This is a genomic window from Formosa haliotis (genome assembly GCF_001685485.1).
Taxonomy (GTDB): domain Bacteria; phylum Bacteroidota; class Bacteroidia; order Flavobacteriales; family Flavobacteriaceae; genus Formosa; species Formosa haliotis.
Window position 1 is genome coordinate 1,394,478 of the sequence record NZ_BDEL01000001.1, and the last position, 16,362, is coordinate 1,410,839.

General features: G+C 34.7%; 10 protein-coding genes. 1 reads left to right on the forward strand and 9 read right to left on the reverse strand.

The genetic code is table 11. From position 1 onward, the window contains the following. Window positions 1–11: 11 nt before the first annotated feature. Window positions 12–3,110 carry a SusC/RagA family TonB-linked outer membrane protein gene (locus A9D35_RS05660; RefSeq protein WP_066220168.1) on the reverse strand — a complete coding sequence of 1,033 codons (3,099 nt, stop codon included), beginning with the start codon at window positions 3,108–3,110 and terminating at the stop codon, window positions 12–14. 413 nt (window positions 3,111–3,523) lie between these two features. On the opposite strand from A9D35_RS05660, the gene A9D35_RS05665 reads away from it, so the two are divergent. Next, window positions 3,524–4,540 (forward strand): LacI family DNA-binding transcriptional regulator, encoded by a 1,017-nt coding sequence (locus A9D35_RS05665; RefSeq protein ID WP_066220171.1) that lies wholly within the window; start codon window positions 3,524–3,526, stop codon window positions 4,538–4,540. A gap of 11 nt (window positions 4,541–4,551) precedes the next feature. On the opposite strand, the gene A9D35_RS05670 is transcribed toward A9D35_RS05665, so the two are convergent. The 8 genes from A9D35_RS05670 to A9D35_RS05705 all read right to left on the reverse strand — a co-directional run bounded on the left by A9D35_RS05670 (window position 4,552) and on the right by A9D35_RS05705 (window position 16,321). Further along, a complete protein-coding gene (locus A9D35_RS05670; protein ID WP_066220174.1) occupies window positions 4,552–6,159 on the reverse strand; it encodes a UxaA family hydrolase in 1,608 nt (535 codons plus the stop codon). Window positions 6,160–6,192: 33 nt separating this feature from the next. Then, window positions 6,193–7,647, reverse strand: a complete 1,455-nt coding sequence (locus tag A9D35_RS05675) for a tagaturonate reductase (protein WP_066220177.1) — start codon at window positions 7,645–7,647, stop codon at window positions 6,193–6,195. A gap of 29 nt (window positions 7,648–7,676) precedes the next feature. After that, window positions 7,677–9,125, reverse strand: coding sequence for an MFS transporter (locus tag A9D35_RS05680; protein ID WP_066220182.1), 1,449 nt, complete (start codon window positions 9,123–9,125; stop codon window positions 7,677–7,679). Between the two features lie 52 nt (window positions 9,126–9,177). Further along, a complete protein-coding gene (uxaC, locus tag A9D35_RS05685; protein ID WP_066220187.1) occupies window positions 9,178–10,578 on the reverse strand; it encodes a glucuronate isomerase in 1,401 nt (466 codons plus the stop codon). Between the two features lie 10 nt (window positions 10,579–10,588). After that, window positions 10,589–11,380, reverse strand: coding sequence for a gluconate 5-dehydrogenase (locus tag A9D35_RS05690; RefSeq protein WP_066220190.1), 792 nt, complete (start codon window positions 11,378–11,380; stop codon window positions 10,589–10,591). An 11-nt stretch (window positions 11,381–11,391) separates the two neighbouring features. Continuing rightward, window positions 11,392–12,231 (reverse strand): 5-dehydro-4-deoxy-D-glucuronate isomerase, encoded by an 840-nt coding sequence (kduI, locus tag A9D35_RS05695; RefSeq protein ID WP_066220192.1) that lies wholly within the window; start codon window positions 12,229–12,231, stop codon window positions 11,392–11,394. Window positions 12,232–12,754: 523 nt separating this feature from the next. Next, window positions 12,755–14,689 (reverse strand): glycoside hydrolase family 127 protein, encoded by a 1,935-nt coding sequence (locus tag A9D35_RS05700; RefSeq protein WP_066220195.1) that lies wholly within the window; start codon window positions 14,687–14,689, stop codon window positions 12,755–12,757. A gap of 21 nt (window positions 14,690–14,710) precedes the next feature. Beyond that, window positions 14,711–16,321 carry a glycoside hydrolase family 43 protein gene (locus tag A9D35_RS05705; protein ID WP_141675485.1) on the reverse strand — a complete coding sequence of 537 codons (1,611 nt, stop codon included), beginning with the start codon at window positions 16,319–16,321 and terminating at the stop codon, window positions 14,711–14,713. Window positions 16,322–16,362: the final 41 nt, after the last annotated feature.

Consider the following 16,362-nt stretch of genomic DNA (forward strand, 5'->3'; position numbering starts at 1 on the left):
TTTCCTGATTTTTAAAATTTAATACTAAGTCCTAATTGGTAAGTAACCGAGCCTACACGACCAATATTTAAACTAGCACCAGCCCATTCTGGATCGTACCCATCGTAATCGGTAAATACGAACGGATCTAAAACGTTAGCATACACTCTTAAGTAAGATAATTTTAATTTATCTAGTAAAGTATCGTCAAATTTATATCCGAAAGAAATGTTTTTTACTTTTACATAAGAGGCATCTCTATAATTTCCTACTCCATCATTGGTCCAAAACGTACCTTCGTTTCTTCCCTGTGGATAGGCATTTGTAAAGTTTGGTTCTAATCCTGCTGTATTTTCTGGAACATAATAATCTAATCCTGCTAATTTTTGACGTCCTCTATCTCTAGTATCCGTAAAGTTTGCATGGAATTCGCTATAAACAAACGATCCTTGACTAGTAACTACCGAAGCAGATAAGTCAAACTGTCCTACGTTTAAAGTAGTATTAAATCCACCAGTCCAATCTGGAGAAGTACTACCTAAAATCATTCTATCGTCTGTAGCAGTAATTTTACCATCGTTGTTAACGTCTACAACTTTAGCTTGCCCTTCAGATTGTCCGTAAGAGGCTGCTAAATCTCTTTCGTTAGCTTGCCATATACCGTTAAACTTATAATTGTAGATAGAGGTTAAATCATAACCAATAAATCTATTGTTTCCTATATCGTCAGATCCGTCTCCATATAACTCTTCAAGTTTATTCGTGTTTTTTGAAAAAGTAAATGTAGTTGTCCATCTTACTTTGTCTGTGTTCACATTAATTGTTGTTAAACCAACTTCAACCCCTTTATTAGATACAGAACCTACGTTAGCAGAAGTGGCATCCCAACCAGATTCTAGAGGTAATTCTTGACGAACTAATAACTCTTCAGATAATCGGTCGTAAATATCTACAGAACCAAAAACACGTTGGTTAAAGAATCCGTAATCGATACCGAAGTTAAACTCGCGTGTTTTTTCCCAAACAATATTACTGTTCGATAAATTTCCTGGTAACCATCCATTAGCTGTGGCACCACCCAATTCGTAGTAACGTTGTTGATCTAAAATATTTAGTGTAGAATACGGGTCTATACCATCGTTTCCGGTATAACCATAACTTACTCTAAATTTAAAGTCGGATACAAAATCTACATTTTTCATAAAACTTTCTTCGCTAAGTCTCCAAGCGAATGCTGCCGATGGGAAAGAATCCCATTTATTCCCTTCAGCAAATTTAGAAGACCCATCCCATCTATTAGACAAGGTAATTAAGTATCTGTCCATAAATGAATAGTTAAGACGTAAGGCAAAAGAAGCTAACTGCTGTTTGTAGAAATAAGAACCAAGCCCAAAAGTAGATTGCTCTCCCGACCCCATGTTATTAAAATCTGTATCGAAAGGCATATTTCTAGAGCTCATTGTAGATCCTTCGGTTTCTGTAGCATAAATACTTTGAAGGGCTAAGAAGTTAAATGAATGCTTTTCGTTAAAGGTTTTATTTATATTAATTTGGTTATCCCACGTATAATTAAAGTTAGAACGGTTTTCAAGTTCTGCAGATGCTAAATCGTTATTAGATATCCCTGTATTGGTTTCTGCACCCCAAGATTTTCCACGTCTCCAATTGTCGTAACCAGCAGAAAACGTAGTTTTAAAAGATAACCAGTCTAGAGGTCTATATTCACCATACACGCTACCAATCATATTCCAACGTTTAGTGTCATCAGACGATCCTGCGATTTCCATTAATGGATTGTAGGTACTTGTTTTGTTGATTAAGTAGTCGCCGTTTTCATCTACCAATTTACCCGGTTGTGGAAATAAATTACCATCTAAATCATACGGCGTCATGGCTGGCGCTAAACGAAATGCTTCACGCATGGCGTATTGACTTCCTCTTTCAATTTCACTTAAAGCTACAGTTACATTTGCGCCTGTAGAAAACTTGTCGTTAATTTTATGATTGATACTAGATTTAAAAGTATACTTATCTAAAGATTCATTTGGAATGTTTCCTGTTTCTGTCTGAACTCCAATTCCAATATTATACCCCAATCCGTTTTCTGCTCTTCCAGAAACTGATAAAAAGTTATTAGATTGCGTACCTGTTTTAAGTACAGCATCATACCAATCGAATGTTTCGTTGTTTAAATAGCGTTCTTTCAATAAGGTATTTTGAGTTCCAAACACCACAGCATCTAAGCGTTCTGGAGAGATATTCATCGGATCTCCACCATCGGTAGTCGCTAAGTACGCATGCTTATGATAGTCTATCCATTCTGCAGTATCCATCATATCTGGCAAACGCGCAACGTTTTTTATACCATAAAAAGTATCATAAGAAACGGTTACCTTTCCTCTAGCTCCAGCGCCGTTCTTAGTTGTAACGAGTACTACCCCGTTAGAACCTCTAGAGCCATAAATGGCTGTAGACGATGCATCCTTTAAAATATCGATACTTTGAATGTCGTTTGGATTCAGGAAATCGATTCCATTGGTAATCACACCATCAACAACATATAAAGGTGCCGTATTTCCAGAGAACGAATTAGTACCACGAATAGAAATATCGAATCCGTCACCTACTCGTCCAGAGGAGTTAGAAACCACAACCCCTGCAACATTTCCTTGGATAGCTTCCATAGGATCTGTTACATTTCTCTCGGTAATAGTAGCTGCATCCATAGTTCCTACAGATCCTGTAACATCCTTTTTCTTTTGCGTACCATAACCTACAAGAACAACTTCGTTAAGTTCTTCTAAATCTGCTACTAAATTAAGATTGATTGTAGTTTTTCCGGCCACATTAATTTCTTGAGTTTTATATCCTAAATAGCTGATAACTAAAACAGCATTATTAGATACTTCTAGCTCATAATTTCCATCAAAATCGGTGGTTGTTCCATTTGATGTATTTTTCTCAACAATGTTTACACCTGGTAAAGGCATATTACTATCGGTGTCATTTATAACACCAGTAACTGTTTTCTTTTGTTGTGCAAAAGAAGCAGTGGAAATCAAAAAGCCTAAAATAAATAGATAGGTACTTAGACTCCTTTGATACTTAAGATTTAAAGTATTAAATTTCATAATTAGTGAGTTGTTAGGTTTAAATTGATGTTTGTAGTTTTGTTTTTAGTGGTTCATTTTTCATTTAATTTGTCTTAGTTTGATTTATATGTGAATTAATTAGTTTTAAGTTTTTTTTACATTTTATATGCTCTATTAATATCATGTTAAACAATTTTCTGTAATCGATTACCCGAAACTAAGCATTTAGAACTAATAAACAAACTAAATTCAGTAAAAAATGAAAAATATGTATTTAAAAGTATATTTTTTAACATAATTGTGTATTTAGTGCGTGTAAAGTTATACATTTAGTAACTAATCAATGATTACTCTGCAATTAACTTAGATTAAACTGGAAATATGTTATCGATTACATATTTTTTTAAGAATTGAATCTTTGTGAAATACAGAATAATAGATAAACTTATAGAATGAATGATAAAGTAACCATATACGATATTGCTAAAAAGCTTGGAATTACGGGTGCTACCGTGTCAAGAGCATTAAACAATAATCCTAAAATTAGTGAGGCTACCAGGAAATTAGTTGCAAAAACGGCTAAAGAGATGAACTACAAACAAAATAAAGTAGCTTTAGCTCTAAAAAGTGGTAAAAGTAACAATATTGGAGTGGTTGTACCTTATATTGATAGAAGTTTCTTCTCCTCGATAATTAGAGGTATTGAAGAGGAGCTTTATCCTAAAGGTTACCATGTCATAATTTGCCAGACACATGAGGAAGAACAAAATGAAATAGACACCATAAATAACTTATTAAATGCACAAGTAGATGGGATATTAATGTCTGTTACCAAACAAACCTCGCAACTTTCTCATTTTAATAGAGTATTAGAGAAAAATATTCCCCTTATTTTCTTTGATAGGCGTATAAATATTAAAGGCGTAAGTAGTGTTACTATTGATGATTATCAAGGAGGTTATGACGCGACAAAACATTTGATAGATGAAGGATGCAAGCGGATTGCTCATATTTCTGGTGATACAGCTCTCGAAATTTACAAAGAACGTGTCGAGGGGTATAAAGGGGCATTAAAAGATGTCAACTTTACTTTCAATCCAGATTATTTCATTCAAACTAAAAGTGATATTGAAGCTGGACAGAATGCCATATTAAAACTTTTAGCTTTAGAAACCCCACCAGACGCCATATTTTCTTCTAGTGATTATGTCGCTCTTGGGGTTATTCAAAAGCTAAAAGAGTTAGGAAAACGCGTTCCCGAAGATTTTAGAGTGGTTGGTTTTAGTAACGAACCCTTTACAAAATTTATGGAATTAACCATAACTTCGGTAGACCAATGCACTGTTGAAATGGGTAAAATGGCCGCAAGAGTCTTCTTGGAACAAATGTCAAACAGCAAATTAAAAATTGAGAAACGCGTTCAACTCTCTCCTGAATTAATTATAAGACAATCTTCTACTCAAAGGTAAAATATAATATCCTACAACGACACCCCACGTTTCCATGGGATGAAATCATTTTGATTTAATAATTTGGCTTTGGTTTGTATTCTACCACTCGCCACTTCAATGATGAAATCTAACATTTCTTCAGCCATTTCATCAATGGTTTTCTCTGCTCGTATTACAGCGCCTGTTTCAATATCGATAATATCAGGCATTTTTTCTTTAAGTTCTGTATTCGACGAGACTTTTATAATTGGTGCAATAGGATTTCCTGTTGGCGTTCCTAATCCTGTTGTAAATAACACCACATTACATCCAGATCCTACCAAACCAGTCGTGCTTTCTACATCGTTTCCTGGTGTACATAGAAGGTTTAAACCAGGTTCTGTGATGTACTCACCATAATCTAAAACGCTTACTACAGGTGATGTGCCTCCTTTTTTAGCAGCTCCAGCAGATTTCATAGCATCGGTAATTAAACCATCCTTAATATTTCCTGGAGACGGATTCATATCGAAACCAGAGCCTGCATCGACCACCGATTTTTCGAAATCTTTCATTAATTGTAAAAACTTCTTACCATCTTCCTCGTCTACACAACGGTTTACTAATTCTTGTTCTACACCGCATAACTCAGGAAATTCAGCTAAAACAGCCGTGCCATTAAGCGCGACTAATAAATCGGAAACAGCACCTAGAGTTGGGTTCGCAGAGATTCCTGAAAACCCGTCGGAACCACCACACTCTAAACCTACTTTTAATTTAGATATTGGTGCTGGTTGGCGTTCTTGCTTGTTAGCTTCTTTAATGGCCTTAAAAGAATCCTTAACGATTGCGGTTAACATCTCATCGACAGTCCCCATTTGCTGCTGTTCGTAAATTAAAACAGGCTTCTCCATATTCGGATTTATCGCATTTAAAGCTTCTTTAAACACACTAATTTGAAGGTTCTGACAGCCTAAACTTAAAACCGTAGCACCTGCGACATTAGGGTTATTTACATAACCTGCTAATAGTTTTGCTAAAATTTCGGAATCTTGACGAATACCGCCGCAACCTCCTGGATGCGTAATAAATTTTACGTCTATATTTTCAAATACATCGGTTGATGTTGGTGTTTCAGCAGTTTCCTCGTGTCCACTAACCAGTGAACGTAACAACATTTGATGCGGATTCACCTTTTGTTTTAAAAGTTCGCGTTCAAAAATATCTTTTAAAATTTCAATGTTTCTGTTTTCACAAAACACTAAAGGAAAAAACAACCATACATTTTCGGTACCTACTTGGCCATCTGGACGGTGGTAACCCATAAAGGTTTTATCCTTCCATTTTTCAACATTTGGTGCGGTCCATGAAAAAGATTCTGTTTTACCAAATACTTTATCGCTTTGATGTTTTACATTATCAACCGTTAAAACATCGCCTTTTTCAATCACCCCATTGGCAGTACCAACAAGTACGCTATACATAATGATTCGGTCTCCAGATTCAAATTTTTGTAAAGCAATCTTATGCTTCGATTTTGTATCTGAAAGAATCTTTATGTCTTCCCCTTCAAAAGAAACAACCTCTCCAGCCTTTAAATTCACAAGGGCTACAGCTACATTATCCGGGTTATTTACTTTTATAATTTTTTTTTGCATCCTATTAACTTGTTACAGTTATCTTTTAAATTCTTAAAACGACTTGCTAAAATTAGCAAAGCCTTTTTCTACACCATTGGTGTCAATTTCCTTTAAAGCTAAAGCAATGGCTTCAGTTAAATTTTCAACTTGAGTTAAATCTGCTCCCCAATAATCCTCATGACTTAAAACAGCCTTTGCGATTTCTGCATAATCGTTAGACTCCCAAATTTTGGCAAAATGAGCAACGATATCTTCGCTATCTTGAACAGGTAAAGCCTCGCCGTTAAAAGTACCTTTATAAAAACGAATTAACGAAGCAAAAGCAAAGGTTAAATGCGTTGGCACTTTGTTGTGAATTTTAACATAACCTAGTAAGCTTGGCAACACACGAACTGTAAATTTAGAAACGGTGTTTAAGGCAATACTAGATAGGTTATGAATGATAAACGGATTTCTGAAACGATCGAAAATCTCATCAGCAAAACTATTTAACTCGTCACGATCCATGTCCAGCGTATCAATAATTTCATTGAACACGGCTTTTTGAATAAACGGACCTGTAAAGGCATCATCCACAGACTGTTTTACGGTTTTATTTCCGTAAAGAATTGAAAATGGTACCATGGCCGTATGCGCCCCGTTTAAAATACGCACTTTTCTAGTGCGGTAAGGCTGCATATCGTCTACAATCTTAACGTCTAAATCGGTTTTATTAAATGGTAATTTTGCTTTTAAATCATCGCCACCTTCAATCACCCATAGTAAAAAGGCTTCGGCAGCAACAATTAAATTATCTGAATAATCCAATTGGGCATTATACGCTTCAATTTCATCTTTTGGATAGCCTGGCACAATACGATCTACCAAAGTACTATGAAACGCATTGTTTTCTAAAATCCATGATTTAAAATCGTCCCCAAGATTCCAATCTGAAATGTATTGTAATATGATCTCTTTTAAGGTTTCAGAATTATGATTAATAAGCTCGCAAGGAATAATGGTTAAACCTTTATTGGTATCGCCATTAAAATGCTTGAAACGCTCGTGTAAAAGCAGGGTTAATTTTGCTGGAAATGAGCTTGGTGGTTGCATGTCTGGCGTATCGCTACTTACATAAGAAATACCTGCTTCGGTGGTGTTAGAAATGATAAATTCTAAAGCTTCCTCCTTAGCTAGACTTAAATAATCATTAAAATTCGCATAAGGATCTACTCCTTTAACGATATTAGAAATCAATTCAATATCCTGAATTTCTTTGCCTTTTTTAACCCCTTTCATAAACAAAGTGTACAAACCATCTTGATCGTTTAGCATGTTAACTAAACCACGATCTATAGGTTGAACAACGGCTATTCCTGCTCCGAAATCTGTTTTTTTATTTAATTCTTGAATGGCGTAGCCTACAAAAGCTCTTAAGAAGTTCCCTTCTCCAAACTGAACAATTTTAATGGGTAGTTTAGCTTCTAACCCGAGGTTTTCTCTATTTAATTTTTTAGTAGTAATCATATATTTGGTAGTTGTAAGTCGTATAAATTTTATAGGTCTGTTATTGGTCTGTACTTAGGTACTAAAACCTTCATAACTGTCCAACCTATCAGGTAACATACGGCACATATTGAAAAGACTATAAAATATCCAGACTCGATACCTTTAAAGCCCATAAATGCCATATTTGTGTTTTCGCTAAAATCAAATAAAAGTCCAGAACCTTTATTAATAAATGTAGACCCTAATCCGCCAGCTAAACCACCAATTCCGGTAACTGTAGCAATGGCTTTTTTAGGAAACATGTCTCCTACTGTTGTAAAAATATTTGCCGACCAAGCTTGGTGTGCAGCTCCTGCAATTCCGATAATGATAACAGGAATCCAGTAGGTATAATGCCCTAAAGGTTGTGCGATTAACGCCAGTAAAGGGAAAAAAGCAAAAATTAACATGGCTTTCATACGCCCTTCGTAAGGATTCATCCCTTTTTTATCTACAAAATACGTTGGCAACCACCCTCCTATTATTGACAGTAAAGTGATCATGTATAAAACAAATAATGGGAAAGCAGCCTCGGTAGAATCCATACCATAAACCGAGCTTAAATATGCTGGTGTCCAGAATAAGAAAAACCACCAAACCCCATCGGTCATGAATTTACCAAAGGCAAATGCCCAGGTTTGTTTGTACTTAAAACATTCCATTAAAGACACTTTTTTAGTCGATTCTGGAGCATAACCTTCAATCTTACTATCTGCGATAATATCTTGTTGAATATATTCTAATTCGGCAGCATTTACTTTTGGATGCTTTTCTGGTTTTTCATACATAAATACCCAAAAGCCCATCCATACAAAACCCAATGCTCCAATAGCTATAAAGGCCATTTCCCAACCGTATGCCTCGGCAATAAACGGAATAGAAATAGGTGCAGCAAGCGCGCCTACAGTGGCTCCTGCGTTAAAGATACTTGTTGAAAAAGCACGGTCTTTTTTAGGGAAAAATTCGGCAGTAGCTTTAATGGCCGCCGGGAAGTTTCCTGCTTCCCCTAATGCCAATACAAAACGTGCAAAAATAAATAGCGTCACACTTACAGAAATCACTAAGCCTGTATCACCTACGGTATGAAGCACATCTTTAGCACCTTCAAACCCTAAAAACCAATCTCCTGTAATATATCCGGCCGTTCCAATACCGGCAAAGGCATGTAAACAGGCACCAACCGACCATACGCCAATGGCCCAAAGGAAGCCTTTTTTGGTATCCATAATGTCTACAAAACGACCTGCAAACAATAAAGACACCGCATAAAAAATAGAAAATAAAGCGGTGATATTACCGTAATCATTATTGGTCCAATGAAATTCTGGCGCAATAAAATCTTTCCAAGTTAACGAAAGGACTTGCCTGTCTAAGTAATTTATGGTTGTCGCCATAAATAGAAGTCCGCAAATGGTCCATCTATAATTGGTTGGTTTAGTACTTGTATTTATACTCATAACTAGTAGTTTGTGGTTTTAAAGTTTGCTTGTTTTTAATTGTAATCTTTATCTAAAAGTCGAAATAGTTTTTCGCGTTGTTATAACTGATGTCGGAAACCATTTTTCCAATCCACTCCATATCATTAGGCAGTTCGCCGCGTTGAATTTCATCTCCTAAAAGATTACAAAGAATACGACGGAAATACTCATGACGCGGGAAAGACAAGAAACTTCTAGAATCGGTTAACATCCCAACAAAACAGCTAATTAATCCCATATTAGAAAGGGCGTTTAATTGCTTGGTCATCCCGTCTTTTTGATCTAAAAACCACCATCCAGAACCAAACTGTACTTTCCCTCTCACACTACCGTCGTTAAAGTTACCAATCATGGTTGCCATCACTTCGTTATCGGCTGGATTTAAGTTATAAATAATGGTTTTAGTTAATTTATCTTTACTATCTAGACCGTTTAAAAAAGCAGATAGTTTTTGAGCTTGAGGATAATCGCCTATAGAATCCCAACCCGTATCCGGACCTAAAATACGGTGCATACGTGCGTTGTTGTTTCTTAAAGCGCCTAGGTGAAATTGTTGTACCCAGCCAAATTCATTATAGGTTTCGCATAGGTATACCAATACGGCACTTTGAAACTTTAAAGCCTCCTCATTTGTAATCGCTTTATTTGCTAATTGTTTTTGAAGTATGCTATTCACCTCAGCTTCGGTATAGCTTTCATAGTAAATTTGATCTAAACCGTGATCACATAATCTACAGCCATTATCGTGAAAAAATTGAATGCGTTTTCTCAAGGCATCACATAAATCTGTAAAGGTATTGATAGCAACATTTGCCGCTTTCCCTAGTTCTACTAAATAATCGTTATAACCTTCGTTAGAAATTAAAATCGCTTTATCAGGACGGAAGGCCGTACTTACTTTTACGCCAAAATTTTCTTTAGCTAATTTTTGATGATGCTCTAAAGTATCGATAGGATCTTCGGTAGTACAAACCAATTCGGCATTTACTTTTTTAAGTAGACCACGACAGCTATAACCATCCGAATTTAATTTGGCTTGGGTTTGTTCCCAAACTTTTTCGGCCGTTTTTTCACTTAGTAAATCGTTAATATCAAAATATCTAGCCAATTCTAAATGCGTCCAATGATAAAGTGGATTACGCATCGTGTAAGGCACCGTTTTTGCCCAGTTTAAAAACTTGTCTTTATCGGAACCATCACCCGTAATAAACTTTTCGTTGATACCTAGAGTTCGCATCGCGCGCCATTTGTAGTGGTCGCCGTTTATCCAAACATTAGTAATGTTATCAAAGGTTTTATCTTCTGCAATTTGCTGCGGAGGTAAATGGTTATGGTAATCTATAATAGGCTGATTTTTTGAGTAATTATGATATAACTCTTCAGCATATTTATTTTCTAATAAGAAGTTATCGTGAATAAATGTCGTACTCATATCTTAAAATTTAATCTTCGTTTGAAGGTTTCCCTATTGTTGCTAAAATTCCGCCATCAACATAAACAATATGGCCGTTTACAAAATCACTAGCTTTAGAACTTAAAAAGATTGCGGCGCCTTGTAAATCTTCAGGGTCTCCCCAACGCGCTGCAGGCGTTCTATTAATAATAAACTCATTAAAAGGATGACCATCTTCACGTATCGGTGCTGTTTGAGAAGTCGCAAAATACCCAGGACCAATCCCGTTTGTTTGGATATTAAAACGTGCCCATTCGGTGGCCATACTTCTGGTTAGCATTTTTAAACCACCTTTAGCAGCTGCGTAAGCACTAACAGATGTTCTTCCTAGTTCACTCATCATGGAGCAAATATTTATAATTTTTCCTCCACCTCTTTCAATCATGCCTTTTGCAACATGTTTAGCCATAATGAAAGGCCCTACTAAATCTACTTTTAGGACCTGCTCGAAATCTGGAACTTCCATATCAATGATAGGCGTTCTTTTAATAATTCCGGCATTGTTTACCAAAATATCAATAGCGCCAACTTCCGCTTCTATCTTCTTTATAGCCGCCTTCACTTCCGTTTCATTTGTCACATCAAATGTATATCCATAGGCTGTTAACCCACATTTTTCATATTCCAATATAGCTTCATTTAGTGTTTCTGCTGTATTGTTATTTATAACTAGTGTTGCTCCAGCCTTCCCTAAACCTTTAGCCATTGCCATGCCTAAACCGTGTACGGCTCCAGTTACTAAAGCTATTTTACCTGTTAAATCGAATAAATTAACTGACATAGTTTCTCGTTTTATCTTAGCTCGTTATTACTACAAATATCCATATCTCCATAATCTAAGTTCTCACCAGCCATACCCCAAATAAAAGTATAGTTGCTTGTTCCAGACCCAGAGTGAATAGACCATGGTGGAGAAATAACAGCTTCGTTATTAGCCATCCAAATATGTCTTGTTTCTTGAGGCTGACCCATAAAATGGCATACTGCCTGATCTTCTGGAACTTCAAAATAAAAATAAACCTCCATACGTCTGTCATGAACGTGAGATGGGATGGTGTTCCAAACACTTCCCGTTTTTAATGAAGTCATTCCCATTTGTAACTGACAAACATCAACCACACTATTCACAATATATTTTCTAAGGGTACGTGCATTAGCCGTTTCTGGAGAACCTAACTCGATAACCTCAACATCATCTTTTCCGATTTTTTTATTAGGATATGCCTTATGAGCAGGTGTTGAATTGATGTAATACCTAGCAGGCGCATCAGCAGAGTTACTTTTAAATACCACACTTTTATTGCCTTGACCAAGGTAGAGCGCTTCTTTATTGTCGATATCATAATCGGTGCCATCTACTGTAATCGTACCTGCCCCACCTATGTTTATAATTCCCATCTCTCTTCTTTCTAAGAAAAATGACGCTTTAAGCGGATCGATAGTTTCTAACGTAACAGCGTTGTTAACAGGCTCAACTCCAGTTACCATAAATCTATCATAGTGGGTATAAACCCATTTGATTTCATCTTGACTAAATAAATTTTGAATTAAAAACTCATCTCTAAGTTGTTTCGTGTCGTAATTTTTAACAGCTTCAGGACTTGAAGCGTATCTCATCTCGTAATTTTTCATATCAAATATTATGTAATCGATTACACAAATATATGTTTTTTTTTAAGAAAAAAGGAAAGTCACCTTAAAAAAATGAAAAAAAATATATTTCAATAAACATTTAGCTTGACTAAAATGTATTCTGACAATAATTTAATTGATTATAAATATTTCAGATTATAGATTATTATTGTATCGGTAAATAATGTTGTCATCTACTCAAGATATTGAACACTAGCTAAGCATCCTGTTAATTACATTTTATTAAATTCCTTAATTAATTTATTACCTAAAAAAGTCTTCTTTTATTTTTCACCTAATTTACACCTACCTAAAAACAGTTAATTTGATTTCAAAACTTTAATATTAATTATGTCTATAATAACTATTCTACTTTCATGAATTAAAAAAAATTCTCAGCCACAGCCATGACTCCTAACGTTAAGAATTTCGATTTTATTCTAATTATCAACTCATTAACATCTTAATTTAATTATAGAAATAATTTTTTATAAAATATAAACAGCCATACAAGTACTTTATATTATTTTAAATCCCAATAAATATTGTAACGCTCTCTATGTAAATCAAACAAAGGAATAAAAGTCAATTCTTTATTTTTTAAACCAACTGATTTAAATGTTAAAGGTTTATTATGAACAGGTTCTAACCATTTTTTAATCTTATCACCTTTTACTTCTAAATGATTATTTAAAGTTGTAGGAACATTATAATTATAAGTATAATAATCATTGTGTAATTGAGGGTTAGAATATGGAGCCGGTTTTTTCATTCCCTCGGTCCCTAATTCAGCAGCCATTACAATAGGTCCATACATTACTGCTCTTACATCAGAATCCTCCTTAGAATTACTCCAATGTAATTCCATTGGAAACGTAATTTCTATTTTATCATTATTTTTCCAAACTCTATCTATATTGATATAACTTCCTGGCTTAGATTTTACTCTTATTTTTTTACCATTTACTTTAACAGTAGCTCCTAAAGTAGCCCATGACGGATAACGAACATATAAAGCCGTTTTCACATTTTTGTTTACTGATATAGTAAGTGTTGTTTTATCATCATATGGAAATTTGGTTTCTTGCTTTAAAACAAATCCTTTTTCTTTCCAATTTAACTCTGAAGGAATAAAAAGATTCACAAAAACACCTTTGTTATTATGATAATAAATAGCCTCACTATATTTGGCTTGATTCTCAAAACCAGTACCTACACAACACCAAAAAGATGCTGATGGCGTGCTATAAACTTTATGAGCTCCTGGCAACATAGGTAAAAAATAAGCTACCATTCCCGTTGCCGGATCTTGTTGACCTAAAATATGATTGTACAATGCTTTTTCATAAAAATCAGCATATTTTACATCAGCCTCTAAACCAAACAAATGTCTTGTTAATTTTAACATATTATAAACATTACAAGACTCTCCTGTATACCCAGATAAATGTTCTGTTTGGTGATCTGGCTTAAAAAACTTCTCTTTATCACTATTACTTCCAGTTACAAAAGAATGATGATTTACAACGGTATTCCAAAAAAACTCTGTAACTTCTTTATTTTCTTTGTTTCCTTCTATCTCATAATCACGGATCAATCCTATTAATTTAGGAATGTAAGTATTTGCATGCTTTTTATTTAAATTATCTACTTTTTGCTTTAACGGGTCTAAGCTTTCATTATGATAAAAAAACTCTCCTAACCATTTGTATTTTTTATTACCTGTGATTTCATAAAGTGAATAAAAAACATCATTCATCCCTCCAAACTCATTTCGCAACATGATGGTTCTTTGTTCAGGTGTTATCAACTGTAATTTATCATAAGCCCAATTCGCCATACCTTCAACTACATGTAAAGCTAGTTTGTTGTCTGTATATAAATACTGATCTATTAATCCTGCATACAATTTATGTAATGTATACCATGGAGCCCAAACTCGTTTTCCAGCAATATTTCTGTCAATTAAATTTTGGGGATATGCACTTAAATAGTCATTTTGATTTAATACTTTTTGAACTTCAGCAAGTCCAATTACAATACTATCGGCCTTTGTTTTGTAAACGTCTTCCTTGGTGGTAGCATATAACAATGACAATCCTGATAAAATATGACCAACAGCATGCCCCCTCAATTCACAATCTAAAGACTCCCATCCTCCCAATTTTTCTGTGGTATCATACCCTCCTTCATAACCACTATATACTCCAGCATTGGTTCTAAAACTGTGCAATAAACTATTTGTTTTTAAAGATAAAATCCAATTACTTTCACGTTGCATATTTTCTTTAAATCGAGAGTCTAACAAAGTCACATCTTTCATATCAAAAGCCATGGCCTTTGTTCTATTATTGTCTTTTAAAGCTAACTTATCTTGATGTTGCCCTGGATAATGAGATTGAGCCATTAAGCCTATTACCCCTCCCAAAAATAATACTATTCCAATTTTAATTTTCATATTCCTTTAAATCAATATTTATTATTTCTTTTCTACTCTAAACCAATCAAAATCTGCATACCCTCCATTGGATACTTCTTTTTCACTTGCCGAAAAAACGCCCATTTTAGCACTAATCCAAAGGTCTTTTTGAGCGATAAAACTTTCTCCTATCTCTTTAAACCTCTTACCATTTTCACTATAATAAAAAACACAAGTTGCATTAGGAGCTAAAACTTCCATTCTTAAATAAACTGTATTTGATTTTAATTCTTTTTCAGCAATAATTTTTTCTATAGCTCCGTTAATAGCCTCATCACAAACTACTTGCTGTATCCAATATTTCTCGTCATGATAGGCAATTCCAACATATGCATAAGACTGTCCCATCATAATTAATCCAGCAGTTTTACCAGGAATATTCCATTCTGTTTTTAAAGTAACTTTAGTAGTAGTTTTAAAATTTGGTGCAGGTAACTTTTGTAATAATAAACTGGGCATATCCCACAAATTAGGAAGTTCCTTTTTACTCATTGCGAACAATCTTAAGTAATCTGTTCCTGGAATTTGAGCACTCCATTTTACAGAAGAATTTGCATACCATTGCCACTGTAAACCAGGTTTTCCATTATTAAATTCATCACTTTCTTGTGGTGAAGATAAAGGCATTCCTTGTACCGGTTTTTTATAAGTAAGAATTGGCTCTCCTACTCCATTTCCGTCTAAATCCTTTCCCATTTCTGGCCAATTATCTTTCCATGATATGGGAGTTACCCATAGTACTCTCCCATAAACAGCTTGATCTTGAAAGTGTACAAACCAAGATTCTTCATTAGGGGAAGTCACCCAAGCTCCTTGATGTGGTCCATTAATACCTGTACTTCCTTTCTCTAATACAATTTTTTCTTCATAAGGGCCATATATATTTTTAGATCGTAAAGCCAATTGCCATCCATTTTCCACACCACCAGCTGGTGCTAAAATGTAATAATAATTATCTTTTTTATACAATTTTGGACCTTCTACAGTATGGTGATTAACATGTCCATCAAATACATTTTTACCTTCATCTAAAACTTTAGTTCCTTCAGAATTCATTGTTCGTATGGTTAACAAACTATTCACCCCTGCTCGGCTTCCAGCCCATGCATGAATTAAATATGTGTTTTCTCCATCCCAAAGCGGACAAGGGTCTATAATTCCTTTTCCTTCTAACACTAACAAAGGTTTTGACCATTTACCATAAACATTCTTGGTTTTAATCATATACACACCAAAATCAGGATCTCCCCAATAGATATAAAACTCATTATTATGATACCTAATAGATGGTGCCCAAACTCCTTTACTGTGCTGAGGTACATTAAACACGTCTTCTGGTATTTGCTTTTCTAATGCGTAATTAACAATTTCCCAATTCACCAAATCTTTAGAATGTAATATTGGTAAACCAGGAATACAATTAAAACTACTAACGGTCATATAAAAATCGTCTCCTACCCTAATCACATCAGGATCTGAGTAGTCTGCATATAAAACCGGATTGGTATATGTTCCATCTCCATTATCTGACTGCCATACTTTAGACACATATTGTTGTGCTATAATGGACTGCATACTAAGCACTAGTAGTAATAAAATTCCTTTTTTCATCAAAACTATTTTCATTTAATTTATCTTACTTCGTTCTTTCA